Source organism: Minwuia sp. IMCC3060 (assembly GCF_029909435.1).
Classification (GTDB): Bacteria; Pseudomonadota; Alphaproteobacteria; order Minwuiales; family Minwuiaceae; genus Minwuia.
Genome location: NZ_CP123782.1, coordinates 506,328 through 531,406, shown reverse-complemented (window position 1 = coordinate 531,406; position 25,079 = coordinate 506,328). Strand labels below are relative to the sequence as shown.

Annotated in this window: 25 protein-coding genes; 18 read left to right on the top strand and 7 right to left on the bottom strand. The window is 64.7% G+C overall.

Annotated features, from left to right (window positions below):
- Positions 1 to 7 precede the first annotated feature (7 nt).
- Genes sufD through QGV54_RS02405 form a run of 5 tightly spaced genes read left to right on the top strand, consistent with a single transcriptional unit; the run spans position 8 to position 3,793 of the window.
- The gene (sufD, locus tag QGV54_RS02425) at positions 8 to 1,237 is read left to right on the top strand and encodes a Fe-S cluster assembly protein SufD (protein WP_281018462.1); all 1,230 of its coding nucleotides are present in this window, start codon (positions 8 to 10) and stop codon (positions 1,235 to 1,237) included.
- On the top strand, positions 1,230 to 2,483 hold the full coding sequence (locus QGV54_RS02420) for a cysteine desulfurase (RefSeq protein WP_281018463.1): 1,254 nt from the start codon (positions 1,230 to 1,232) through the stop codon (positions 2,481 to 2,483). The genes sufD and QGV54_RS02420 overlap by 8 nt, the downstream gene beginning before the upstream one ends.
- A 10-nt stretch (positions 2,484 to 2,493) precedes the next feature.
- On the top strand, positions 2,494 to 2,922 hold the full coding sequence (locus QGV54_RS02415) for a SufE family protein (RefSeq protein ID WP_281018464.1): 429 nt from the start codon (positions 2,494 to 2,496) through the stop codon (positions 2,920 to 2,922).
- Between the two features lie 36 nt (positions 2,923 to 2,958).
- Entirely contained in the window at positions 2,959 to 3,357 is a 399-nt protein-coding gene (locus tag QGV54_RS02410; protein WP_281018465.1) for an SUF system Fe-S cluster assembly protein, read from the top strand.
- A gap of 40 nt (positions 3,358 to 3,397) precedes the next feature.
- Positions 3,398 to 3,793 (top strand): iron-sulfur cluster assembly accessory protein, encoded by a 396-nt coding sequence (locus tag QGV54_RS02405; RefSeq protein WP_281018466.1) that lies wholly within the window; start codon positions 3,398 to 3,400, stop codon positions 3,791 to 3,793.
- 12 nt (positions 3,794 to 3,805) lie between these two features.
- Here QGV54_RS02405 and QGV54_RS02400 read toward each other — a convergent pair whose 3' ends face one another.
- On the bottom strand, positions 3,806 to 4,405 hold the full coding sequence (locus QGV54_RS02400) for a TIGR02444 family protein (RefSeq protein ID WP_281018467.1): 600 nt from the start codon (positions 4,403 to 4,405) through the stop codon (positions 3,806 to 3,808).
- 153 nt (positions 4,406 to 4,558) lie between these two features.
- On the opposite strand from QGV54_RS02400, the gene QGV54_RS02395 reads away from it, so the two are divergent.
- The 4 genes from QGV54_RS02395 (at position 4,559) to QGV54_RS02380 (ending at position 8,796) form a co-directional block, all read left to right on the top strand.
- Positions 4,559 to 4,774 carry a DUF465 domain-containing protein gene (locus QGV54_RS02395; RefSeq protein ID WP_281018468.1) on the top strand — a complete coding sequence of 72 codons (216 nt, stop codon included), beginning with the start codon at positions 4,559 to 4,561 and terminating at the stop codon, positions 4,772 to 4,774.
- Positions 4,775 to 4,986: 212 nt separating this feature from the next.
- Positions 4,987 to 5,580 carry a superoxide dismutase gene (locus QGV54_RS02390; RefSeq protein WP_281018469.1) on the top strand — a complete coding sequence of 198 codons (594 nt, stop codon included), beginning with the start codon at positions 4,987 to 4,989 and terminating at the stop codon, positions 5,578 to 5,580.
- 168 nt (positions 5,581 to 5,748) lie between these two features.
- On the top strand, positions 5,749 to 7,470 hold the full coding sequence (locus QGV54_RS02385) for a long-chain fatty acid--CoA ligase (RefSeq protein ID WP_348637638.1): 1,722 nt from the start codon (positions 5,749 to 5,751) through the stop codon (positions 7,468 to 7,470).
- A 126-nt stretch (positions 7,471 to 7,596) separates the two neighbouring features.
- Positions 7,597 to 8,796, top strand: coding sequence for an aromatic ring-hydroxylating dioxygenase subunit alpha (locus QGV54_RS02380; RefSeq protein WP_281018471.1), 1,200 nt, complete (start codon positions 7,597 to 7,599; stop codon positions 8,794 to 8,796).
- Between the two features lie 26 nt (positions 8,797 to 8,822).
- On the opposite strand, the gene QGV54_RS02375 is transcribed toward QGV54_RS02380, so the two are convergent.
- The 3 genes from QGV54_RS02375 to speD form a co-directional block, all read right to left on the bottom strand.
- Positions 8,823 to 9,953 (bottom strand): type III PLP-dependent enzyme, encoded by a 1,131-nt coding sequence (locus QGV54_RS02375; protein ID WP_281018472.1) that lies wholly within the window; start codon positions 9,951 to 9,953, stop codon positions 8,823 to 8,825.
- Between the two features lie 82 nt (positions 9,954 to 10,035).
- On the bottom strand, positions 10,036 to 10,905 hold the full coding sequence (gene speE, locus QGV54_RS02370) for a polyamine aminopropyltransferase (RefSeq protein WP_281018473.1): 870 nt from the start codon (positions 10,903 to 10,905) through the stop codon (positions 10,036 to 10,038).
- Positions 10,902 to 11,351: an adenosylmethionine decarboxylase gene (gene speD / locus QGV54_RS02365; RefSeq protein WP_281018474.1), complete on the bottom strand. Its 450-nt coding sequence runs from the start codon at positions 11,349 to 11,351 to the stop codon at positions 10,902 to 10,904. The genes speE and speD overlap by 4 nt, the downstream gene beginning before the upstream one ends.
- Positions 11,352 to 11,798: 447 nt before the next feature.
- On the opposite strand from speD, the gene QGV54_RS02360 reads away from it, so the two are divergent.
- From QGV54_RS02360 to QGV54_RS02350, 3 genes are all read left to right on the top strand, one after another.
- On the top strand, positions 11,799 to 12,845 hold the full coding sequence (locus tag QGV54_RS02360; protein WP_281018475.1) for a DUF2332 family protein: 1,047 nt from the start codon (positions 11,799 to 11,801) through the stop codon (positions 12,843 to 12,845).
- 283 nt (positions 12,846 to 13,128) lie between these two features.
- A complete protein-coding gene (locus tag QGV54_RS02355; protein ID WP_281018476.1) occupies positions 13,129 to 14,589 on the top strand; it encodes an OB-fold domain-containing protein in 1,461 nt (486 codons plus the stop codon).
- Positions 14,590 to 14,771: 182 nt separating this feature from the next.
- Entirely contained in the window at positions 14,772 to 15,974 is a 1,203-nt protein-coding gene (locus QGV54_RS02350) for an acetyl-CoA acetyltransferase (protein WP_281018477.1), read from the top strand.
- Positions 15,975 to 16,102: 128 nt separating this feature from the next.
- On the opposite strand, the gene QGV54_RS02345 is transcribed toward QGV54_RS02350, so the two are convergent.
- Entirely contained in the window at positions 16,103 to 17,461 is a 1,359-nt protein-coding gene (locus QGV54_RS02345; protein ID WP_281018478.1) for a PleD family two-component system response regulator, read from the bottom strand.
- A gap of 6 nt (positions 17,462 to 17,467) precedes the next feature.
- Entirely contained in the window at positions 17,468 to 17,833 is a 366-nt protein-coding gene (locus tag QGV54_RS02340) for a response regulator (protein ID WP_281018479.1), read from the bottom strand.
- A 238-nt stretch (positions 17,834 to 18,071) separates the two neighbouring features.
- On the opposite strand from QGV54_RS02340, the gene QGV54_RS02335 reads away from it, so the two are divergent.
- The 6 genes from QGV54_RS02335 (at position 18,072) to ettA (ending at position 24,395) form a co-directional block, all read left to right on the top strand.
- Positions 18,072 to 18,344, top strand: a complete 273-nt coding sequence (locus QGV54_RS02335) for a DUF3572 domain-containing protein (RefSeq protein ID WP_281018480.1) — start codon at positions 18,072 to 18,074, stop codon at positions 18,342 to 18,344.
- Between the two features lie 94 nt (positions 18,345 to 18,438).
- Positions 18,439 to 19,608: a serine hydrolase domain-containing protein gene (locus tag QGV54_RS02330; RefSeq protein WP_281018481.1), complete on the top strand. Its 1,170-nt coding sequence runs from the start codon at positions 18,439 to 18,441 to the stop codon at positions 19,606 to 19,608.
- 22 nt (positions 19,609 to 19,630) lie between these two features.
- Complete coding sequence (locus QGV54_RS02325; RefSeq protein WP_281018482.1) at positions 19,631 to 20,290, top strand: hypothetical protein; 660 nt, start codon at positions 19,631 to 19,633, stop codon at positions 20,288 to 20,290.
- 14 nt (positions 20,291 to 20,304) lie between these two features.
- On the top strand, positions 20,305 to 21,192 hold the full coding sequence (locus QGV54_RS02320; RefSeq protein WP_281018483.1) for an ROK family protein: 888 nt from the start codon (positions 20,305 to 20,307) through the stop codon (positions 21,190 to 21,192).
- 26 nt (positions 21,193 to 21,218) lie between these two features.
- Positions 21,219 to 22,457: a DNA polymerase IV gene (locus tag QGV54_RS02315; RefSeq protein ID WP_281018484.1), complete on the top strand. Its 1,239-nt coding sequence runs from the start codon at positions 21,219 to 21,221 to the stop codon at positions 22,455 to 22,457.
- 258 nt (positions 22,458 to 22,715) lie between these two features.
- Entirely contained in the window at positions 22,716 to 24,395 is a 1,680-nt protein-coding gene (gene ettA, locus QGV54_RS02310; RefSeq protein WP_281018485.1) for an energy-dependent translational throttle protein EttA, read from the top strand.
- 299 nt (positions 24,396 to 24,694) lie between these two features.
- Here ettA and rplS read toward each other — a convergent pair whose 3' ends face one another.
- Entirely contained in the window at positions 24,695 to 25,075 is a 381-nt protein-coding gene (gene rplS, locus QGV54_RS02305; protein ID WP_281018486.1) for a 50S ribosomal protein L19, read from the bottom strand.
- Positions 25,076 to 25,079 lie beyond the last annotated feature (4 nt).

Here is a 25,079-nt window from a genome sequence, read left to right as displayed (position 1 = left end):
GGCAGTCATGGACAGCACAGCCGAAATCCTTCTGGAACGCTTCAGCGGCGATGCCGATACCGACCGGACCGCAGCGCGCGACCGGTTCCGGGACGCGGGCCTTCCGACGCCGAAGCAGGAAGCCTGGAAGTTCACCAACCTGCGCCCGCTGGCCCAGTTCCTGGATGCGCGGACGGAGCCTGCGAACGACAGCCGTCCCGCCATTCCGGACACGCTTGTGGATGGGGCCTACCGGGTGCTCATCATTGACGGTCGTATCGACGGTGACCTTTCGGATGCCGGGATCGACGGCCTGAGCCTCGCGCAGGGCAGCGGTCTGCAGGCCGACACGGACAGCGGTCGTGCCCTGCGCGACCTCAGCATTGCGATGGCGGACGACGGGCTGCGCATCACGCTGGATGCCAACGCGACGCCGCCCCGGGCGCTGGAGCTTGTCTTCATCGGCACCGGCAGCCGTTCGGGCGGTCATCATTTCACGCTGGAGATCGCGCTCGGCAGCAACAGCGCGCTGACCGTGGTGGAACATCATCTGGGCAGCAACGCCTATGCCGCGACCCTGGCCACCGATGTACGGCTGGCGGACGGCGCGCGCCTGCGTCACGTGAAGCTGCAGGACGAAAGCACCGAGGCCTTTCACCTGTCGGACTGCGCGGTGGAGATCGGGCGCGACGCGAGCCATGAACGTTTCGTGCTGTCCGTCGGCTCCAGGCTGGCACGGGATGAGGTGCATGTCGCGCTGAACGGTCAGGGCAGTTCCGTGCGCCTGCTCGGGGCCTATGCAGGCCGTGGGCAGCAGCACCTGGACCACACCACCCACATCGACCACGCGGTGCCCAACACCAGCAGCCACGAAGTCTACAAGGGCGTGCTGGATGACCGGTCCCGTGGCGTCTTTCAGGGCGGCATCCGGGTGATGAAGGACGCGCAGAAGACTGCAGGGCATCAGTTGAACAAGGCCCTGCTGCTGTCGCGCCAGGCGGAGATCGATTCCAAGCCGGCGCTGGAGATCTATGCCGACGATGTGGTCTGCAGCCACGGCGCGACCGCAGGCGAGATCGACGAGGACGCGCTGTTCTATCTGCGCGCCCGCGGCATCGACGCGCAGGCCGCGAAGAGCCTGCTGGTGCAGGCCTTCCTGGACGAGGCCTTCGACGGTATCGCCGACGAAGGACTGCGCGAGCGCCTGAAGGACCGGGTGCACGGCGCCCTGCAGCTGGAGGGTGCGGCCCATGGCTGATACCGTTTCGGACCACACGAACAGTACCGTTCTGGATGTGGACGCGGTGCGCCGTGACTTTCCGATCCTTTCGGAGACCGTCTATGGCAAGCCGCTGGTGTTCCTGGATTCAGGGGCCAGCGCGCAGAAGCCGCGTCAGGTCATCGACGCCATGCGCCACTGCATGGAACACCAGTATTCCAACGTCCATCGTGGGGCGCACTACCTGTCCGCCGCGACCACGGATGCGTTCGAGCAGGCGCGGGATCGCGTCGCGCGGTTCCTGAATGCGGCCAGCCCGGACGAGATCATCTTCACGTCCAATGTGACCGCCGCCATCAACCTGGTGGCCCATGCCTATGGCCGCGCCTTCCTGAAGGCGGGGGACGAGGTCATCGTTTCCGAGATGGAGCATCACGCCAACATCGTGCCCTGGCAGCTGCTGGCGGAGGCGACGGGTGTCGTGCTGCGCGTGGCACCGGTGGAGGACGACGGCAGCTTCCGGATCGAGCGGTTCGCGGAACTGCTGAACGACCGCACCAGGCTGGTCTCCATCACCCATTGCTCCAACGTGCTGGGCACCAACGTCCCGGCGAAGGAAGTGGCGCGGCTGGCCCACGACGCGGGTGCGAAGGTGCTGTTCGACGGCGCACAGGCGGTCGTGCACGGCCCTGTGGACGTCCAGTACATAGACGCCGATTTCTATGGTTTCACCGCCCACAAGCTCTATGGGCCGAGCGGCCTTGGCGTGCTCTACGGCAAGCTGGATATCCTGAACAGCATGCCGCCGTTCCTGGGAGGCGGCGACATGATCGACAAGGTCTCCTTCAAGGGATCGACCTTCAAGGAAGCCCCGCACCGGTTCGAGGCCGGAACCCCTGCGATCGTGGAGGCCATCGGCCTGCATGCGGCGATCAACTATGTCGCGGACATCGGCTTCGACGCCATCCGCGCGCATGAGGCGGGCCTGCGCGACTATGCGCATGAACGGCTGTCCGCCATCGACGGAATGCGCCTGATCGGCACCGCGCCGGACAAGGCCGCCATCATCTCCTTCCTGGTCGACGGGCTGCACCCCTATGACGTGGCCGCCGTGCTGGACCGTCAGGGCGTTGCCTGCCGCGTCGGCCACCATTGCGCGGAGCCGCTGATGGACCGGCTGGGGATCATCGGCACCGTCCGCGCGACACTGGCGATGTACAACACGAAGGCCGAGATCGATGTGCTTGGGGAAGCCATCGAGAAGGCCAAGAAGATGCTGGCCTGAAGGGGGCACCATGGCACGAGAGGAATATGAGGATTTCGCGGAGACCCTGGAGGCGCTGGACGACGACATGCGCTTCGAGTTCCTGCTCGATCTGGCGAAGAAACAGGATGCGACAGACTTCCCGGAGGAATGGAAGACCGACGCGAACCTGATGCACGGCTGCATGTCGAAGGTGTGGCTGGTGCACGAGGAAAAGGACGGCCTGCACTGGTTCAAGGGCGCCTCCGAGGCGGCAATCGTGAAGGGGCTGGTGCACATGATGGTGCGGTCCTTCAGCGGCCTGACGTCGGAGGAGGTTCGGGAAATCAGCCTGGATGACGTGCGGCGGCTGAACCTGGGCGCCCTCACCTTCCAGCGCCAGGTCGGCATGATGGCAATGCTGAAACAGATCCAGAAACTGGCCGGCCAGCCGGTGGCCCGCGAAAGCGCCGGTGCCTGATGCGCACAAACCTGCTCTCCACACAGGGGAATTGAAATGACCATGACACCTGACCACAGTCCCGGCTTGCTGGACTTCATGGAAGTCCCGGACGTCGTCGCCTATGCGGGCGAGAAGCGGGAGGGCCTGAGCGAACTCGGCTCCGAACCGCTGATCGCGGCGATGAAAACCGTCTATGACCCGGAGATCCCGGTGGACATCTACGAACTCGGCCTTATCTACAGGCTGGAAGCGAAACCGGACGGCGATGTCGAGGTCGACATGACATTGACCGCCCCGGCCTGCCCCGTGGCGGGTGAACTGCCGCAATGGGTGGCGGACGCGGTGGCCACTGTCGAAGGCACCGGCCTCGTCACCGTGCAGTTGGTGTTCGAGCCGCCGTGGACGCCGGAGCGCATGTCGGACGAGGCCCGTCTCGCCCTCGACATGTTTTGAGTGACGCGGAATTCAGACCAACCTGTTCAGGAGTGAAATGATGTTCCAGACCGAGGGTGGCAAACCGATCCTTACCGTCACGCCGCGCGCCGCCGAGCAGGTGCAGCGGCTGATGCAGCGGGCGGAGGCCAAGGGCGACACGGCGCTCGGCGTGCGCGTCGGCGTCAAGACCGGCGGCTGTTCCGGCATGACCTACAATGTCGAGTATGCCACCGAGCAGAAGAAGTTCGAGGAAGTGGTGGAGGCCGAGGGCGCGCGCGTCTTCGTCGACCCGATGGCCACCATGTTCCTGCTGGGCGCGGAGATGGACTACGAGGAAACCCAGTTCCGCTCCGGCTTCACCTTCTCCAACCCGAACGAGGCGGAACGCTGCGGTTGCGGCGAGAGCTTCTCCGTCCAGCCGGCTGTGGGTGAGGCGGCGAAGCGGACGTCCTGACGGGTCTCTGCGTCAGCGACGACCGGCGCGCAACCTGAAGGCTGCCCCCGCGGCCAGGCTCTCGATGCGCCCCGGCAGTTCGTCGGGGAAGGCCGCGATCAGGATCTCGATCAGGGCGGCCAGGTCGCTGTCGTCGGCCTGGATACCGACCCGCGCCAGATAGGCGAAGAGGTTGGACAGTGAATCCTCGATCTGCCGCAGGCGGTCGAAGGTACCGGTGCCGGCCCGGGTCATGGAGGCATGCAGCATCAGCACCTCGACATGCTCCGCATGCAGTTCACTCTCCACGATCACCCGCCGCAGATCGTCGGACAGCGGCCGCGGTGCCGGGGCGGTATCGCCCTTCAGATAGAGTTTCAGACCGTGCAGCGCATTGATGGCATTGCCGCGCCAGTCCGCCACGGCCCGCAACGCCTGATCCAGTTCGCCGTCACGGAAGGTGCCGCGCCCGCTGGAGGCGACCCAGCAGCAGAACAGCATGACATTGACGTCCAGCCCGTGCCGGTCCTGCAGGGCCAGACAGGCCTGCTTCGCAGCGCCGCGCGCATAGACACGCGTGGCGTAGTCCCACAGGTCATTGGGGGGGAAGACTCCGGACGAGAATACCGCCATGAAACGATCCAGTGTTCAGCGTTCAATCGTGGTCCGGCGATGCCGCCGACCGTGATCCCGATGCGCGGTCATGTTACTCTTGGGGGATCAGCTGCATGCGCGCGGCGCGACTATGGCATGGCTGACGGGCACGGCAAAGGAGAGACCGGTGACATGACTGTAGCGGAGGGCGAGACACGGACCTACATCGAGAAGCGCCTGGCGGAACAGCGGATTGCGCACCAGGATCTCGACGCGGCAATCGCGGCCCTGGTGGAAAAGGGCGCCTTCGATGATCTGCAGATGCAGCGCCTGAAACGACAGAAACTGAAGGTGAAGGACGAGATCCTGCGGCTCGAAGGCATGCTGATGCCCGACATCATTGCCTGAATGCTGCGCAACACGGGCTTCACGACCGTCGCGGGCTTGACCTGAGACGGTCTGACGCCTTTATTCACGCGCGAAACGCACCAGATCGTACTGTAACGGACCAGAGTGCCCACCCGGGGACCGACAGCGGCAGGGCACAGAACGGAATTCACCGGCCATCACGCCAGCACGGCGGCGTGGCCAGAAGCAACCAACAGACGGAGAAAACCGACATGGCATTCGAACTTCCCCCCCTGCCCTACGCCGACAACGCGCTGGAGCCGCACTACTCCGCCAACACCTTCAGCTTTCACCACAAGAAGCATCACAATGCCTATGTGACGAAGGCAAACGAGCTGGTGGCCGGCACCGATCTGGACAAGGCCAGCGTCGAGGAAGCGATCGCGGAGGCCCACAAGGCGGGCAACCAGGGTCTGTTCAACCAGGTCGCCCAGATCTGGAACCACACCTTCTTCTGGAATTCCATGGCCCCGAACGGCGGCGGCGCGGCAACCGGTGACATCGCCGATGCCATCAAGGCCGACTTCGGCTCCACCGAGGAACTGGTCGCGGCCTTCAAGGCATCCGCAGTCGGCAACTTCGGTTCCGGCTGGACCTGGCTGGTGCAGGACGGCGGCAAGCTGAAGGTCGTCAATACCTCCAATGCCGGCACCCCGCTGACCGACGGGCAGAAGCCGATCCTGACCGTCGACGTCTGGGAGCATGCCTACTACCTGGATTACCAGAACCGCCGCCCCGACTTCGTGCAGGCGTTCTGGGACAACCTGGTGAACTGGGACTTCGCGAACGCGAACCTGAAGGGCTGACGTTCAGCTTCAGTTCTGTTGAAGGGGCCGCCGGGCAGCACTGTCCGGCGGCCTTTTTCGTTTCAATTCCGGCCTATTGCGTATTGCGGCAATTTGGCACGCGGGGTATGTCTCGGTGGAGAATACGGACGGCGAAATTGCTGCGAGGGCCGGACGATCCGGCGCCAGATGACAGGGAGAATTCGTGTGGGTGAACATCCGTGGCTGAAATCCTATTCCGCTGGCGTGGACTGGCATGCCCCGATCGACACCTTTCCCGTCTACCAGATCCTCGATGATGCGGTCTCGCGCTGGCCCGACCAGCCCGCCACGGACTTCATGGGCAAGGTGCTGACCTACCGCGAACTCAGCGACCTGGTCTCCCGCGCCGCGAAGGGCTTTCAGGCACTGGGCGTCGGACCCGGCGTCCATGTCGGCCTGTTCCTGCCGAACACCCCCCACTACGTCATCTGCTTCTACGCCATCCTGAAGGCCGGCGGGACAGTGGTGAACTATTCGCCGCTGGATGCCGCCAAGGTGCTGGAACACAAGATCGAGGACAGCCAGACCGACATCATGGTCACGCTGGACCTGACCGCGCTGTATCCGCAGATGGCGGAGATGCTGGGCAAGACCCGGCTGAAGAAGATCGTCGTCGGCGGCCTGCCCGACGTGCTGCCGTTCCCGAAGAACCTGCTGTTCCCGCTGGTGAAGTCGAAGGAGATCGCGAAGGTCCCGAACGACATGCACCATGTCCGGTTCAAGAAGCTGATCGCCAATGACGGCAAGTACAATCCGGTCGCGATCGGCGATCCGGCGGAGACCCTGGCCGTGCTGCAGTACACCGGCGGCACCACCGGCCTGCCGAAGGGCGCGATGCTGACCCATGGCAACCTGACCGCCGCGACCAGCATGTATGTCGTCTCCAACACCGGTGACGAGCCGACCCTGGTAGAGGGCAAGGAGAAGATCCTGGCCGTCCTGCCGCTGTTCCACATCTATGCGCTGCAGATCAACATGCTGCTGGCGATGCGGTTCGGGGCGGAGATCGTGCTGCATCCGCGCTTCGAGCTGGAGGCAGTGATCAAGGACCTGGGATCGAAGAAGCCGACCATGTTCCCCGGCGTGCCGACCATGTTCACGGCCATCATCAACTATCCCGGCATTCAGGACATGGATCTGTCGTCGCTGAAATTCTGTGCTTCGGGCGGCGCACCGCTGCCGGTCGAGGTGGCGGAGAAGTTCGAGAAGCTGACCGGCTGCAAGCTGGCCGAAGGCTGGGGCATGACGGAAACCAGCCCCGCCGGGGTCTCCACGCCGGTGCACGGGGTCGCGAAGCCCGGGTCCTGCGGCATCCCGATGCCGGGCATCGAGATCAAGTTCATCGACGTCGATGATCCGTCGAAGACCATGCCGATGGGAGAGCGTGGCGAGATCTGCATCCGTGGCGCGAATGTCATGAAGGGTTACTGGAACAAGCCCGAGGCGACGGCGGAGAGCTTCACCGAGGACGGGTACTTCCGCACCGGTGACGTCGGCTACATGGACGATGACGGCTACATGTACATCGTGGACCGCACCAAGGACATGATCCTGTGTGGCGGCTTCAACGTCTATCCGCGCAATATCGAGGAAGCGATCTACCTGCATCCGTCCGTCGAGGAGGTCTCCGTCATCGGCATCCACGACGATTATCGCGGCCAGGCGCCGAAGGCCTTCATCAAGCTGAAGGCAGGGGCTGACAGCTTCACCTTCGACGAACTGAAGGCCTTCCTGAAGGACAAGATCGGCAAGCACGAGATGATCTCCGAGATGGATATCCGCGCCGAGCTACCCAAGACCCTTGTGGGCAAGCTGTCCAAGAAGGAACTCTACGAAGAGGAAGAGAAGCGCCGCGCCAAGGCCGCCTGACACGGGCAGTCGGCTGCCATCCGGCGACCGTTGTCCGCCCGCCCGGGTAGGTCGTGGCGAGTCGCAAGGGACAAATAATACGCATGCGTATTGTCTCGTTGCCCTGTTCGCGCCAGATTGGGCGCCATGAGACATCCACGCGCCTTGCAGACAAGACTGATCCGCGAATCCATTGACCGCCTGAAAGCCCAGGATCCGCCACTCGCAGCCGGATCGGTGGAGGCGTCGGCCCGCCGCTACAGCGATACCGACTGGCTGTCGCGGGAAACCGGCACGATCTTCCGCAACGAGCCCCAGTACCTTGGTCTTGCAGGCGAAATTCCGGACGCCGGCGACTACATGACCCGCGAACTGCCCGGCGTCTCCCTGCTTGCCGTTCGCGGGAAGGACCAGCAGATACGCGCCTTTCGCAACCGCTGCCGCCACCGGGGCACCCGCGTTGCGGAGGGGGAAGGCAAGGCCCGCAGGTTCACCTGCCCCTACCACGCGTGGACCTATGGACTTGACGGCATTCTCGCCAGTGTTCCGGAAGCCTGCCACTTCGATACGGTCGAACCCGGCGTCGATGGCCTTTGTCCGGTCCCCATTCTGGAGTGGGCCGGAATGCTGTTCTTCCTGCCGCCAGGCACGGACGAGGCCACGGCACGCGCGAGGCTGCACCCCATCGTCAGCGAACTGGAGGGGTTCGACTTCCATGCCTACAGGTCACGCCGCACGTTCAGCACCGGAAAGCCGACGAACTGGAAACTCGGCGTCGATACGTTTCTGGAGGCCTATCACGTCCCCGTCCTGCACGCCCGGACGATCGGCAGGACACTGGTGGGTGGCTTTGCGCTCTACGAACCGTTGCAGCCCCACGCGCGTCTCGTCGCGCCGCGCCGCCCGATCCTTGATCTGACGGAAGAGCAGATCACCTCCGATCCCCTGCACCGCCATGCCATCATCGTCTACCGGATCTTCCCGAACACCGTCATCGTCTCGATGGAAACCCACGCGGAGATCCACCGCTTCAATCCGGTTCAGGGACAGCCGAACCGCATGACGTGGGATCTGACCGTCGCGGCCTCTCCCCTGGGGCAGTCGCTCGACATCGACTGGGACAGGATCCTCGATCTCGCCGCGGGTGTGGTGGAGCGCGAAGACCTGGTCATGATGGCGCAGATCCAGGCAAATCTGGACAGTGAGGGCCCGGAGTCCACCGTCACGTTCGGCCGCAACGAGCCTGCGCTGCAGGACTTCCACGCCGAGATCGACCAGGCAATGGGAGAACCGGAGCCGCTCAGGCGGCCGGAAGAAGGGCTTCCGGCCGCCCTGGCTGCGCGGTGACAGGTTTCAGACGGGGCGCCGCCTGATCAGATGCAGATGCAGGCCAGCGGCGGGAAGCCGTTGAAGCCGTTGGCGGCGTAGGTCGTCGTATAGGCACCTGTGGATTCGATCAGCAGGGTCTCGCCGATCTGCAGCGACACCGGCAGCATGATCGGCGTCTTCTCGTACATCACGTCGACCGAATCGCAGGTCGGGCCGGCCAGGATCATCGGCTCGAAGGCATCATCGTCATGATCGGTGCGGATGGGATAGCGAATGGCCTCGTCCATCGTCTCCGCCAGTCCGCCGAACTTGCCGATGTCGAGATAGACCCAGCGCATCGGATCATCGTCGGACTTGCGCGAGATCAGGACGATCTCGGAGCGGATGATACCGGCATCGCCGACCATGCCCCGCCCCGGCTCGATCACCGTCTGCGGCAGGCGATTGCCGAAGTGGCGGCGCAGTGCGTTGTGGATCGACTGGCCGTAGCGCCCGACCTCCGGCACGTCGCGCAGATAGCGCGTCGGGAAACCGCCGCCCATGTTGACCATGCGCAGATAGATGCCCTGATCCGCCAGGTTGCGGAACAGCGTCGCGCAGGTGGCCAGCGCGCGGTCCCACATCTCCGAATTCGTCTGCTGAGATCCGACATGGAACTGCAGGCCGAACGGCACCAGTCCCAGACCCGGCGCACGGGCCAGCAGGCGCTCCGCCATCTCCGGCACACAGCCGAACTTGCGCGACAGCGGCCATTCGGCGCCTTCGCCATCGCACAGCAGGCGGCAGACCACACGGCTGCCCGGCGCGACCCGCGCCAGCTTCTCCAGCTCCGCCTCGCTGTCGAAGGCATACTGGCGCACACCCAGCTGCCAGGCGCGGCCGATGTCACGCTCCCGTTTGATGGTGTTGGAAAAGGCGATGCGGTCGGCGGTCGCGCCCGCAGCCAGCGCCATCTCGATCTCCGGCACCGAGGCCGCATCGAAGCTGCTGCCCAGGTCCGCCAGCAGGGACAGGACCTCCGGCGCCGGATTGGCCTTGATGGCGTAGTAGATCGTCGTGTCCGGGAAGGCACGGGCAAAGCCCGCGTAATTCTCCCGCACCCGGTCCAGATCCACCACCAGGGTGGCACGGTCATGGGGGGTCGCGGACAGGTACTGGCGAATGCGGTCGGTCATGGGACGACGGCCTTTTCGAAAAAAGCAGGGTCGGGAAAACAAGGGAAACAGTGTCGGCAATGGTCGGTCTGGCGACCGGGTCTCAGTCAGGTTCGACGAGCTTTTCGACATATCCCGGTAACGCGAACGCGCCCCGATGGACTGCCGGCGTGTAATAGCCCGGCGCGAAGTCCAGTTCCGCCAGTCGTTCGGCCAGCGTCGGTTCACTGACATGCAGCAGGGCTGCATCATCCGTCCCGAATCCGAGTGCCATCGGTCCGCCGGTATAGGTCGGAACCGTGACGAGATAGCAGGTGGCCACCTGGAACAGCGACCGGAACGCCCGCATGGTGCCACGCAGTTCGTCCGGTTGCAGGAACGGCACCCCGTTCTGCGTCACGACGACACCGCCCGGGTTCAGCAGGCGCTGCACATGGCCATAGAAGCTGTCGGTGAACAGCACCTCGCCCGGTCCGATGGGGTCGGTCGAATCGACGATGACCACATCGAAGCGGTCCTGCGTGTCCCGCACGAAGGCGGCACCGTCGGCGATCACCAGGTTCAGGCGCGGGTCATCGAAGGCACCGTTGGAGACGCTGGGCAGCCACTCCCGCGAGAACGACACCACTCCGGCGTCGATCTCCACCATCGTGGCCTGTTCCACGGTCGGGTGCCGCAGCACCTCCCGCAAGATGCCACCGTCACCACCACCGATGATCAGCACGCGGCGGGCGTTGCCATGCGCCAGCATCGGCACATGGGTCAGCATCTCGTGGTAGACGAACTCGTCGCGCTCCGTCACCTGGGTGACGCCGTCCAGGGACAGCATCCGCCCGAAGATCGGATTGTCGACCAGCACCAGCCGCTGCTGCCCGGTCTCGGTATCGAACAGGACACGGTCCGCCCGGTAGCTGGAACGGAAGGCTCCGTGCAGCTGCTCGGTGATCCAGTTGTCCCAGTCGCGGAGTGTCATCCCACCAGGCCCTTGCCACGACGGACTTCGTCCACCAGCACTTCGCCGGCCCGGAAGGCGCGACGCAGGACCGGCACGGCGTTCTGCGGCTGTGCGTCACCGCACATGAAGACGTCCAGCGCCGCATAGCCGTACTCCGGCCAGGAATGGATCGAGATGTGGGACTCGGCCAGGATCGCGACACCGGACACGCCGCCATTGGGCGTGAAGTGATGCAGGTCGATCGACAGCAGGGAGGCACCGGCAGCGGTGACACACTCGCGCAGGGTCTTCTCGATGTGGTCGATGTCGTCCAGCCGGGACGCATCCTTGACGTCGATCAGCAGATGGGTGCCAGCGAAGTTCTCGCCGTCCTTGCTGATGAAGAAATCCTTCCGGCCCTCATCGGCCAGGGTGTCGACGTCGGTGATCTCGGCCGGAGCGAAGGTGGTGTTGGTGAAGTCCATTGTTTCATCCCCATGAACGCAGATGAGTACTGCCCATACGCCCGAGGGGTTCGGCGGGCGACGGGTGCGGTATTCCAGATATGGAAAATTGGGTGTGGCGGCGCATCCCGGGAAACGGGCGCTGCGGCGTCACGCATCGATCACGATGTCAGGTCTGTCTGCAGAACGGCACGGCACTTCTCCAATAGCCCCAGCCACAATGGCCAGATAAGACAAACTAAGCTCTCAGAGACGCTCACGCCGTGACGGGAACCGGGGGACTGCCGACGGGTCGAACAGCGGTCCGTCCAATGTCCGTGCGATTGCGTTCGAGGGGGCATCTAGCGTCTCTGAAGCCCCCTGTCAATGGCCATTCTTTCGCGAATGCGAACTGCCCTGTCGTGCACAGGGTGGCCGTGCCGGTCCCGCTCGCTATGATCGCCGCGAACCGGACAGGAGTTGATGGATATGGGAAGTCTGACCCGCCGCCATTTCGAGCGGCAGGCAGAGGTGTGCGGGGGCATGAACTCACCCTTCACGGCGCGGCTGCTGCACCTTGCCGGTGCGCGTATGAAGCCGGAAACGACATTCACGACACGGGTTCTCGACTGGCCGGACGACAGGATGCGCGATGACGCCCTTTCGCTGCGGTTCGCAGGTGCGCTGCACGCCTGCGTGCTTGCCGGGCGGTCCGAGGCGCTGGCAGGCTGTTATCCGCCCAATGCCGCACCGGTCGACGATGATGCCTTCTGGGACATCATTCGCCAGACGATGGTGGCGGATGACGAGTTCCTGAGCGCCTTTCTGGATCATCCGCCGCAGACCAACGAGACCGGCCGGGCCGCCGTGCTGCTGCTCGGGTTCCAGCGTGCCGCCCGGGACACGGGATACCCGCTGTCGATGCTGGAGCTCGGCGCCAGTGCCGGACTGAACCAGAACTGGGACCGCTTCGCCTATGACCTCGGCGGTACCCTTTGGGGCGACATGGATTCCGGCGTCCGCCTGGCCCCCGAATGGCGTGGACGCGCACCGGAACCGCTGGATCCGATCGAGGTTGCCGAGAGACGCGGCTGCGACCTCAATCCGTTGCAGCTCGACGATCCTGCACAACGGCTTCGCCTGCGCAGCTATGTCTGGCCTGACCAGCTGGAGCGTCTGGAACGACTGGACGCGGCCATCGGGATCGCACTGCAGCAGGAAACCCGGCTCGCCCGCGCCAATGCGGCGGACTGGGCGGAGGCCTGCCTGGCCATGCCATCAATGGGCAGGACAACCGTGATCTATCACTCGATCTTCTGGCAATACATGCCTGCGGAAATCCAGCGCTCCCTGCGTTCCACGATCGAGGTCGCGGGCGCGATGGCCACGGAGGAATCGCCTCTGGCCTGGGTCCGCATGGAACCGTTCGAGGACGATCCGAAATGCGCCGCGCTCTACTACACCCTCTGGCCTGATCCGGAGCGGCAGGTGCTGGCACTGTGCGACTATCACGGGCGCTGGATCGAACCCTGCTGACCGGCAGCCCCTTTTCGTGGTCGCGGTCTCCGCCAATCCCCGTCGATGATGCATCCCTGCCCTGTCGCCAGACGGGCACTGCCGGTCTTGCAGTGTCCTGTCAGGTCGGGTTAACTCAACGGCGAGCGACGGGGAGGGTCGCCTGAACGCTGCCACGGACCACTGGTCCCGGCGCGGCAGTCCCGAATCCTTCCGTCGAATCTTCTGTTTGTGATCCTGATGCGCGGTGCGTTTCCGCATGCAGTACAGGGTCAGGGCAACAATAGGGCGAGGGAAGAGGCGAATGGCAGGAATTACCGGTTTTGGTGGCTACGTGCCGCGGCTGCGGCTGCAGCGCAAGTCTGTGGTCGAGGCCAATGGTTGGTTCAATCCCGGACTGGCCGGTCTCGCCAAGGGCGAACGGTCCATGTGCAACTGGGACGAGGACAGTCTGACCATGGCCGTCGAGGCCGGGCGCGACTGCATCGGCGAGAAGGGTCCGGCGGACCTGCGGGCGATCTATCTCGCCTCCACCACCCTGCCCTTTGCCGACCGCCAGAACGCCACAGTGGCCGCAACGGCGCTGGATCTGGGCGAGGACCTGAAGACCGTTGACCTGACCTCGTCACAGCGGGCCGGCACCTCCGGCCTGATCGATGTGCTGGAGGGGATGGGCGAGCGCGACGGGCAGGTTCTCTTTCTCGCCGCCGACCACCGCCAGACCGCGGCCTCCGGCGCGCAGGAACTGCAGATGGGTGACGGCGCCGCCGCCATGCTGCTCGGCCAGAACAACGTGATCGCGGAGTATCTCGGCAGCCATCAGGTCTCCGTGGACTTCGTTGACCATTATCGCGGCCAGAACCGCGACTTCGACTACAACTGGGAAGAGCGCTGGATCCGCGACGAGGGCTATTTCAAGATCGTGCCGCGCGGCATCGATGCCCTGTTCGCCAAGGTCGACGTCGCCCCGTCCGACGTTGACGTGATGATCATGCCCGCGCTGATCCGCGGCGTGCCGCAGAAGATCGCCAAGGGCGCCGGCATTCCCGACACCGCCGTGCAGGACAACCTGCATGCGGTGATGGGTGAGGCCGGTACGGCCCACGCGCTGATCATGCTGTCGAAGGCACTGCAGAACGCCAAGCCGGGCCAGGTCATCCTGGTCATCGGCTGGGGTCAGGGCTGTGACCTGATGCTGTTCCGGACCACGGATGCCGTCACCAGCTTCAAGCCCGCACTGGGCGGTGTCGAATCGTCTCTGGCCCGCGGCAAGGCGGAAACCAACTACAACCGCTATCTCGCCTTCAACGACCTGATCGACCGCGACAAGGGCATTCGGGCGGAGACGGACGCGCAGACGGCACTGTCGACGCTCTACCGGAAGCGGGAGATGGTTCTGGGCTTCAAGGGCGGCAAGTGCACCAAGTGCGGCACCGTGCAGTACCCGAAGGCGCATATCTGCGTGAACCCGAACTGCGGTGCCTGGCACAGCCAGGAAGACTACCGCTTCTCCGACGTGCCCTGCACCGTGCAGAGCTGGACTGCGGATGGCCTGACCTACTCCCCGGACCCGCCCACCCATTTCGGCATGGTGACGTTCGAGGGTGGCGGACGGCTGATGGCCGACCTGACCGACGTGGACAAGGGCGGTGTCGAGGTCGGCATGCCCCTGCGCATGGTCTTCCGCATCAAGGTCGAGGACGAGCGCCGCGGCTTCAAGAAGTACTTCTGGAAGGCAGCACCGGACCATCGCAAGACGGCCTGACCTTTCCGGGACTGTATCGAGACGACAAGCGGCTCCGATCATTCGGGGCCGCTTTTCTTTTGGGACATCCGTGACAACGGGGTATCGCAGATCGGCCATGCCGACGAAGCTGTTTGACTAAATCGTTCGCAAGCGTACTTTTCCACTACGTGTTCACGCAAACATCCGGGGAGTGTCTGATCATGCCAGCAGGAATCAGGGATCGTGTCGCCATTCTGGGCATGGGCTGTTCGAAATTCGGCGAGCGCTGGGACTGCGACGCCGACGATCTGATCATCGAGGCCTATGAGGAATGCCTGAAGGATGCGGGCATCGAGACCAGTCAGATCGAAGCCGCGTGGTTCTCCACCGCAATCGAGGAAATCCATGTCGGCAAGTCCGCCGTGCCGCTGTCCGTCGCGCTGCGCCTGCCCTACATCCCGGTGACCCGTGTCGAGAACTATTGCGCCTCCGGCACCGAAGCCTTCCGTGGCGCGGTCTATGCCGTGGCCTCCGGTGCCGCTGACATCGCCCTGGCGGTCGGCGTCGAGAAGCTGAAGGACACGGGCTATGGCGGCCTGCCGCAGAACATGGCCGGCGCCGTCTCCAACATGACCTGGGCCAACGCCTCCGCGCCCGGATCGTTCGCCCAGCTCGCCACCGCCTACCAGAAGAAGCATGGCGTGAAGCCGGAAGACCTGAAGCGCGCCATGGCGCAGGTCTCCGTGAAGAGCCACGCCAACGGGGCCAAGAACCCGAAGGCACACCTGCAGAAGGAAATCGACACGGACGCCGTGCTGAACGCACCGATGATCGCGGAGCCGCTGGGCCTGTTCGACTGCTGTGGTGTGTCCGACGGTTCGGCCGCTGCCATCGTCACCACGCCGGAGATCGCGCGGAAGCTCGGCAAGAAGGATCTGGTGACCGTGAAGGCACTTCAGCTCGCCGTCTCCAACGGCATCGAATCCAGCGGCGAAGGCTGGGACGGTTCCTATTTCATGACGACCCGGAAGGCCGCCGAGCGGGCCTACGCCGAAGCCGGGATCACCAATCCCCGCGAACAGGTGTCCATGTTCGAATGCCATGACTGCTTCTCGATCACCGAACTGGTGACGGCCGAAGACCTCTACATCTCCAAGGAAGGCACGGCCTGGAAGGATTTCCTGGACGGTTTCTTCGATGCGGATGGCGGCGTACCGGCGCAGATCGACGGCGGCCTGAAATGCTTTGGCCACCCCATCGGCGCATCCGGCCTCCGCATGCTCTACGAGATGTACCAGCAGTTGCTGGGACGGGCCGACAAGCGCCAGCTGGCGGACCCGAAGATCGGCCTGACGCACAATCTGGGCGGCTTCCCGCACCACAATGTCTCGTCCATCGCCATCGTGGGGCTGGAGGGCGCCTGATCGCGGGCAGTCCTGCCGGAAACACGGCCCGGACAACAAGGCGCGGGTTCGCGTAACGGTCCCGAGAGTTCACCGTTCCCTGTATCGGCAGGGGACGGTGACCGGTCCTCTTCGGAGGGTGGCTGGACCTATTCGGCCATCACCATCTTGTTGCGGCCCGCATTCTTTGCCTTGTAGAGGGCCATGTCGGCGCGCTTCATCAGGGATGGTGGGTCTTCCCCATCCCGCAGCGTGGCCCCGCCGACCGAGCAGGTGACGTCGATCGAACCGACGTCCTCGCCGGTCCCGAAGGGCTCGACCTCCATGGCCCAGCGCAGGCGCTCGCCGACCTTTTCGGCCAGTACCCTGTCAGCTTCCGGCATCATGACCACGAATTCCTCGCCACCGAAGCGGGCGCAGAGGTCGAAGCCGCGCACGCTGCGCTCGATCCGCTCCGCGAACTGCTTCAGGATCTTGTCGCCGACGGCATGGCCATAGGTGTCGTTGACCGCCTTGAAATGATCGATGTCGAGCAGCAGGAATGACAGCGGCTTGCCTGCCGAGCGGTTGCGCTGCATCGCCATCTCGAGATGCTGGTCCAGATAGCGGCGGTTGTAGAGACCCGTCAGCGGGTCCGTCATCGCCATGGTGATGGAGGCCTCGACGCTTTCGCGGAGCTGGTCCTGGAACCGCTTCCGGCGCACCTGCGTCTTGGCGCGGGCGGTCAGTTCGTTGCCGTCGATCGGACGCAGCAGATAGTCCGTGACACCAAGCTCCAGCCCCTTGGCAATCCGCTCGTTGTCGCTTTCCTCCCCGATCATCAGGATGGGCACCTGGCGGGTCACGGCATCATTGCGAATGCGCGACGTCAGCCGCAGCGGGTCGGTGCCGCGGTGGTCGAGTGACAGGATGATCAGGTCGGGATTGCCTTCACGCGCCCGTGTGATCGCGGCTTCCGGCTCGGCCTCGAGGGTCAGGCTGAACTTGTCGCCCATGTGGCGCTTGACGTGCCGATTGTCGGACGCATTGTCGTCAATCACCAGAACCGGCGCGCCCTCCACCGTCATCTCGCTCTCGGTGGAATACATGCCCAGCCGCTCACCGGTCTGGCGGCGCAGCTTCAGCTCGTCCATCGTCATCTTGAGCCGGACCAGCGAACGCACGCGGGAGAACAGGGCCATGTCATTGACTGGCTTGGTCAGGAAGTCGTCGGCGCCGGCCTCAAGCCCCTGCACCCGGTCGGATGCGTCGGACAGGGCCGTCACCATGACGACAGGAATGTGGGAAACAGCGGGGTTGGCCTTCATCCGGCGGCAGACCTCGAAGCCATCCATGCCGGGCATCATCACATCCAGCAGCACGATATCCGGATTGTCGCGTTCAACGACTTCCAGCGCCTCCGGGCCGTTGCTGGCGGTGAACACCTGATAATACTCGCTGGAGAGCTTCGCCTCCAGAATACGCACGTTCGGCAGAACGTCATCGACCACGAGTACGCGGGCAGACATCTGCGATTAACCCAGGAACTGCTTGACCGTATCAATGAAGGTCCCGACAGAGATCGGCTTCGAGATATAGGCCTCGCAGCCACCGTCGCGAATCTTCTCCTCATCGCCCTTCATGGCGAAAGCCGTGACGGCGATAACGGGTATGGATCGCAGGTCATCGTCTTCCTTGATCCACTTGGTAACCTCCAGCCCCGAAACCTCCGGCAACTGGATGTCCATCAGGATCAGGTCAGGACGGTGCTCACGTGCCAGCTTCAGCGCCTCCATCCCATCCTTGGTCTGCACGGTGGCATATCCATGGGCATCAAGCAGATCATGAAACAGCTTCATGTTCAGCTCGTTGTCTTCGACGATAAGAACGGTTTTCGACATGCTATCCTCAAACGGCCTTCTGCCGCGTCATGTTCATCCTGTCCACCGGATCCGAACGATCCCCGATGAACGGCTTGGGCCCAGTGCCAACACTTCGGAACAACTGCGCTTTTTGCCCCGCAGGACGGATCATCGCAGTGGCGTGTAAAGCAAGAGTTAACGTTCCGGACCCAACGGGGTAACCTTGGTGTCGGGATCCAATCACACATTTCTGCATTTACGGGAACAGCAATCAATCATGGATCGTGACGCTGCGGAAGTGCTCGCCATCAACGCTCTTGGTTTCCTTGCCGCCGACGCGGACCGGATCGAGGCATTTCTGGCACTCGCCGGGGTCTCCCCGTCGGAGTTACGGCGTAGCGCCGGATCGCCGGAATTCCTTGCGGGTGTCATGGATCACCTGTTGCAGAACGAAGGCTTGCTGCTGGATTTCTGCGCCGATCAGGGGATCGATCCCGCCGAACCGGCCCGTGCGCGCAGGCAATTGCCGGGTGCCAGCTTCGATTACTGATCTCGCGCGAACCCTACCACATGCCTCGGCCTGTTGGCTATGATCCGTTTGGCCAGGACCGGTACTGGCGGCATGATCATCGGGGAGAAGTGACTTGGACGTTCAGCAGATACTCGATGCCCTTCTGGGCGCGGCAACCGATGCCGGGACCGTGCCCGGTGTTGTCGCGCTGGTGACGGATACCAACGGCACAACCTATCAGAACGCGTTCGGGGAGCGTGCGCTGGGTTCCGGCACACCGATGACCACGGATACCGTGTTCTGGATCGCCTCCATGACCAAGGCCATCACCGGGGCGGCGGTGATGCAGCTTGTCGAGCAGGGCCGTCTCGACCTCGACGCCCCTGCCCGCACGGTCCTGCCGGAAATCGGGGAACTGCAGGTCCTGGAGGGCTTCGACGCGGGCGGGCAGCCGAAACTGCGCCCGCCGCAACAGGACATCACCCTGCGGCACCTGCTGACCCACACGGCAGGCTGCGTCTATGACATGTGGTCCGACGACATCGCGCGGTGTGTCGAGGCTCTTGGCATTCCGCCGATCAGCAGCCGCAAGCGGGCGTCCCTGATGATGCCCCTGCTGTTCGATCCCGGGACCCGATGGGAGTACGGCACCGGCATCGACTGGGCGGGCCTGATGCTGGAGGCGGTCAGCGGTCAGACCCTTGGCGCCTACATGGCCGAGCACCTGTTCGCCCCCATGGGCATGACCAGCACCGCCTTCGCAAGCACCGACGAGATGCACAGCCGCAAGGCCAGGATGCATGTGCGCGGCCCCGATGGTTCGCTGCAGGTGCAGCCGGATTCTCCCCCATCCGACACGGCCGAGTTCGAGATGGGCGGCGGCGGCCTGGTGGGCACGGTGGAAGACTATGGCTGCTTCATCCGCATGATCCTGAACCGGGGTCAGGCCGGTGGCCGGCAGATCCTGAAGCCCGAGACCGTTGCGCAGATGTCGGTCAACCAGATGGGGGCCAGCCGGGTCACGAAACTGAAGTCGGCAGGCGGCGTCTCCAATGACGCCGAATTCTTTCCCGGTATCGAGAAGACCTGGGGCCTGTCGTTCATGATCAACGAGCAGGATGCCCCGACCGGGCGCGCCGCTGGCTCACTTGCCTGGGCGGGTCTGGCCAATACCTACTACTGGATCGACCCGAAGAACGGTATCGGCGGCGTCTATGCCACCCAGATCCTGCCCTTCGCGGACGACCAGGCCCTGCCGCACTTTCTTGCCTTCGAGAAAGCGGTATATGACTGCCTGAACTGAACAGCACGAGACAGGACTTCCCATGACCGAGCTTGACCCGGCGATCCGGGCGCAGATCGACGCCATCGACATCATTCCCGGTCGCCCGCTGGTGATCAGCGACGCGGACGAGGTACTGTTCGCGTTCATGGAAGGGCTGGAGCGGTACCTGAACAGCGTCGACCTGACTTTCGACTGGTCATCGTTCGGCATTACCGGCAACGTCCGTGACGCGGACGGGCGTGCGCTGGAGGGCAAGGAGGTCCGTACCCACCTCGGCACCTTCTTCGCCAACCATACCGCCGAGCTGACCCCCGTGCCCGGTGCCGCTGAAGCGCTGGCGCACCTGTCGGAGCGGGCGCAGATCGTGGTCCTGAGCAACATTCCGGCCAACGGGGCGGAGGGGCGGCGGCAGGCACTGCGCCGCCACGGCATGGACTTTCCGCTGGTCGCCAACGAAGGTCTGAAGGGGCCGGCGGTGCGCCTGCTGCAGCAGCGCGCGGGCGCGGAGGCGATCTTCATCGACGACATTCCGCACAACCATACCTCCGTGGCCAGGTCGGCAGTGGATGTGCATCGGCTGCACTTTGTCGCCGACCCCAGGCTGGCACCGATGCTGCCGATGGCGGAAGATGCGCACCACCGTGCCGATACCTGGCCGGAGGCCACCCCCTTCATCGAAGCCCGCCTGTTCGGCGACTGACCGGAGCAGACAGGATGCGCATCGGCGTTGATCTGGGCGGTACGAAGATCGAGGCCGTGGCGATGGACGCCCAAGGCACGATCCGCCTGCGCCGCCGCGTGGCAACGCCACAGACCGACTATGCCGCGACCGTGCGGGCCGTCCGTGATCTTGCTCTCGGGATCGAGGCGACGGTGGGTGAGACCTGCACCGTCGGTGTCGGCACACCGGGCGCCATCTCCCCCGCCACCGGCCTGATCAAGAATGCCAATTCGACCTGTCTGATTGGACAGACGCTGGACCGCGACCTTGCCGCCGCGCTGGACCGGCCCGTGCGCCTCGCCAACGACGCCGACTGCTTTGCCCTGTCGGAGGCCGTGGACGGCGCCGCCGCCGGGGCCTTGTCGGTGTTCGGTGTCATCCTGGGGACCGGTGTCGGCGGTGGTCTGGTCTGGCGCCAGCACCTGATCCACGGACCCAACGCCATCGCCGGGGAATGGGGGCACAATCCCCTGCCGTGGCCGCGCGACAGCGAACGCCCCGGCCCACCGTGCTACTGCGGCAAGCATGGCTGCATCGAGGCTTTCCTGTCCGGCCCGGCCGTAAGCGCCAGCTATGCCGCCTCCCACGGGCAACAGCGTCAGGCGGGCGAGATCACCGACGACCTGTTCTGGCGGACCTATGCCGACCGGCTGGCCCGGGCGCTGGCCAGCGTGATCAACGTGCTGGATCCGGAGGTCATCGTGCTGGGTGGCGGGCTGTCGAACATCGACCGGCTCTATCGCGATGTGCCTGAACGGCTTCCCGACTGGGTCTTCTCCGATCACGTCGCGACACGGCTGGTCCGGGCAAGGCACGGCGATTCTTCCGGAGTGCGCGGTGCGGCCTGGCTCTGGCCGCCGGACAGTGATCCGCGATCATGAGCTGGCTCTGCCGGGATTGTTTCGCGATGGCCGACAGGGCACCGGCGTCCGGCATCTGCCGCACCTGCGGATCACCGCGCGGCATTGCCCACGACGAACTGGACCGCCTCAGCCTGGCCCATGTGGACTGCGACGCCTTCTATGCGGCTGTCGAGAAGCGCGACAACCCCGACCTGGCCGACAAGCCGCTGATCGTCGGCGGCGGCACCCGTGGCGTGGTTTCCACCGCCTGCTACGTCGCCCGCATCTACGGCGTGCGGTCCGCCATGCCCATGTTCAAGGCGCTGAAGGCCTGCCCCGACGCGGTCGTCATCAAGCCGGACATGCAGAAATACGTCGCCGTCAGCCGCGAGATCCGCGCCCTGATGCAGGACCTGACGCCCATGGTGGAACCGCTGTCGATCGACGAGGCCTTCCTGGACCTGTCGGGCACCGCGCGCGTCCATCACGCCCCGCCGGCGGTCATGCTCGCCCGCCTCGCCGCGCGGGTGGAGCAGGAAGTCGGGGTCAGCATCTCCGTCGGCCTGTCCTACAACAAGTTCCTGGCCAAGCTGGCCTCCGACCTCGACAAGCCGCGCGGTTTCGCGGCGATCGGAGAGGCCGAAGCGGTGGACTTCCTGGCAAAGCGCCCGGTCTCCGACATCTATGGTGTCGGCAAGGCGTTTCACCGGAAGCTGAATGCCGACGGCATCCGTCTGATCGGCGATTTCCGCAAGTTTACGGAGGCTGACCTGATGCGCCGCTATGGCGCCATCGGCAAGCGGCTGCATGCCTTCGCCCATGGCCGCGACGCCCGCGACGTCAGTCCCGACAACCAGGCAAAGAGTGTTTCATCGGAAACCACCTTCAACAGCGACCTGCGTGATGCGGACGAACTGGCACGGCATCTTTGGCGTCTGTCGGAGCGGGTTTCCGCCGATCTGAAACGCAAGGATCTGGCCGGACGCACGGTTACCCTGAAGCTCCGTGCAGCCGACTTCTCCATCCGCACCCGCAGCCGGACCCTGGACAATCCGACCCAGCTTGCCGGTGTGCTCTATGACGCTGCCGAGCCACTGATGCGGATCGAGGCGGATGGCCGGACCGCCTTTCGCCTGATCGGCATAGGCGCCGCCGGACTGGTACAGGGTGCGACCGCCGACGCGCCCGACCTGCTGGACACCGACCGCCAGCGCCGCAAGAAGATCGAAAGCGCCCTGGACCAGGTCCGCGCCCGCTTCGGCAAGGCCAGCATCGGTGAGGGACGCGGCCGGAAGGAGAAATGAAGGCGCGCCCGTTCGTGGACCGTTCCACCACTCTCCCTTCCCTCCACGTCGCTCGCGGACCTGATCCGCGAGCCCAGTCTCCCACGCCCGAGCGGCACACTGGGTACCCGGGTCAAGCCCGGGTACGGCGTCGGTGGGGTGGGATGGAATGGTCAGCGCATCGATCCGCCACATAGATTGCCCGCCGCCGCCACATTCGCTACAACCCGCGCCAGCGGCATTCCCCGAACCGATGACCTGAGCCGAGAGGATCCAGAGATGGCGAGCTATCAGTACGTCTACACCATGCAGGGCCTGACCAAGAACTGGCCGGGCGGCAAGACGGTGCTGAAGGACATCAACCTCTCCTTCCTGCCCGGAGCCAAGATCGGCGTGCTGGGCATCAACGGCTCCGGCAAGTCCACCCTGCTGAAGATCATGGGCGGGGAAATCACGGAGTTCGGCGGCGAGGCCTGGGCGGCGGACGGTCTGAACGTCGGCTACCTGCGGCAGGAGCCGGAGCTGGATGAGGCCAAGACCGTGCTGGGCAACGTCATGGACGGTGTGGCGGAGAAGCAGGCGATCCTGGACCGCTACAACGAGATCTCCATGAAGTTCGCCGAACCCATGGACGATGACGAGATGAACGCCCTGATCGAGGAGCAGGGCCAGTTGCAGGAGGAGATCGACGCCGCCGACCTGTGGAACCTGGACCGGGAGGTCGAGGTGGCGATGGACGCGCTGCGCTGCCCGCCGTCCGACTGGGCCATCGACAAGCTGTCGGGGGGTGAGCGCCGCCGGGTCGCGCTGGCGCGGCTGCTGCTGTCGAAGCCCGACATGCTGCTGCTCGACGAGCCGACCAACCATCTGGACGCCGAATCCGTGCTCTGGCTGGAGCGGTTCCTGCACGACTATCCAGGCACCGTCGTGGCCGTGACCCATGACCGCTATTTCCTCGACAATGTCGCGGGCTGGATCCTGGAACTGGATCGCGGGCGCGGCATTCCCTACCAGGGCAACTATTCCGGCTGGCTGGAGCAGAAGGAGAAGCGCCTGCAGCAGGAATCCCGCGAGGATGCATCGCGCAAGCGCACGCTGGCCAGCGAACTGGAATGGATCCGGCAGAGCCCGCGGGCACGCCAGGCCAAGTCCAAGGCCCGTGTCTCGGCCTATGAGGAACTGCTGTCCGTCGAGTCGGAGGAACGCCGCGCCGAGATGCAGATCTACGTCCCGCCGGGGCCGCGCCTAGGCAACAATGTCATCACGTTCGAGAATGTCACCAAGGGCTTTGGCGACAAGCTGCTGATCGACGATTTCTCCGCCAAGATCCCGCCGGGTGCCATTGTCGGCATCATCGGCCCCAACGGCGCCGGCAAGTCGACCATGTTCCGCATGATCACGGGGCAGGAGCAGCCCGACAGCGGCAAGGTCGAGATCGGCGAGACCGTGAAGCTCGGCTATGTCGACCAGAGCCGTGACGCGCTGGACCCCAACAAGAACGTCTGGGAGGAAATCTCCGGCGGGGTCGACGTGCTGGAACTGGGCAAGCGCACCATCCAGTCGCGCGCCTACGTCGGTTCGTTCAACTTCAAGGGCGGCGACCAGCAGAAGAAGGTGGGGCAGCTCTCCGGCGGTGAGCGGAACCGGGTGCATCTGGCGCGGACACTGAAGTCAGGGGCCAACGTGCTGCTGCTCGACGAACCGACCAACGACCTGGACGTCGAGACCCTGCGGGCACTGGAAGAGGCCATGGTCAGCTTTGCCGGCTGCGCGCTGGTCATCAGCCATGACCGCTTCTTCCTCGACCGTATTGCCACCCACATCCTCGCCTTCGAGGGCGAGAGCCACGTGGAATGGTTCGAAGGCAACTTCGAGGACTACGAAGCCGACCGCAAGCGCCGCCTGGGTGACGACGCCGACCAGCCCCACCGCATCCGCTACAAGAAGCTGATCGCCTGACCATTCGGATGCACGGGCCACACGCGCCACGCTGCGCGCGGACCTGATCCGCGGGCCCGGCATCCCACGCCTGTGCGGCACGGCTGGGTACCCGGGTCAAGCCCGGGTACGGCGTCGGTGGGGTGGGAGATTTCAGTGAGACCGCTCGCCCCTCACCACGCCGCTCGCGGACTTGATCCGCGAGCCCAGTCTCCCACGCCGAACGGGGCAATACCGGACAACCAGCGCACCTCCCGCAACGAAAAAGGCCCGGAGCACGCTGTGCTCCGGGCCTTTCCGTTTCGGTCTGCGATGCAGGATCAGGCGGTCTTTTTGGCCCGCTCCGTCCGGCGCTCGGCGATACGGGCGGACTTGCCGCGACGGCCGCGCAGGTAATAGAGCTTCGCCCGGCGCACGACACCGCGGCGCACGACGACGATGGAATCAATGATCGGCGAGTAGAGCGGGAACACACGCTCCACGCCTTCATTGTAGGAAATCTTCCGGATGGTGAAGGAGGAATTGAGGCCCCGGTTGCGGCGCGCGATGCAGACGCCCTCGAACGCCTGGACGCGCTCACGGCTGCCTTCCGTCACCTTCACGTTGACGCGGACGGTATCACCGGCCTGAAAGGACGGGATCTCCTTGCCTTCGGTCACACGCGCGATCTCCTCGCGCTCGATCTCTTCGATCAGGTTCATCTGG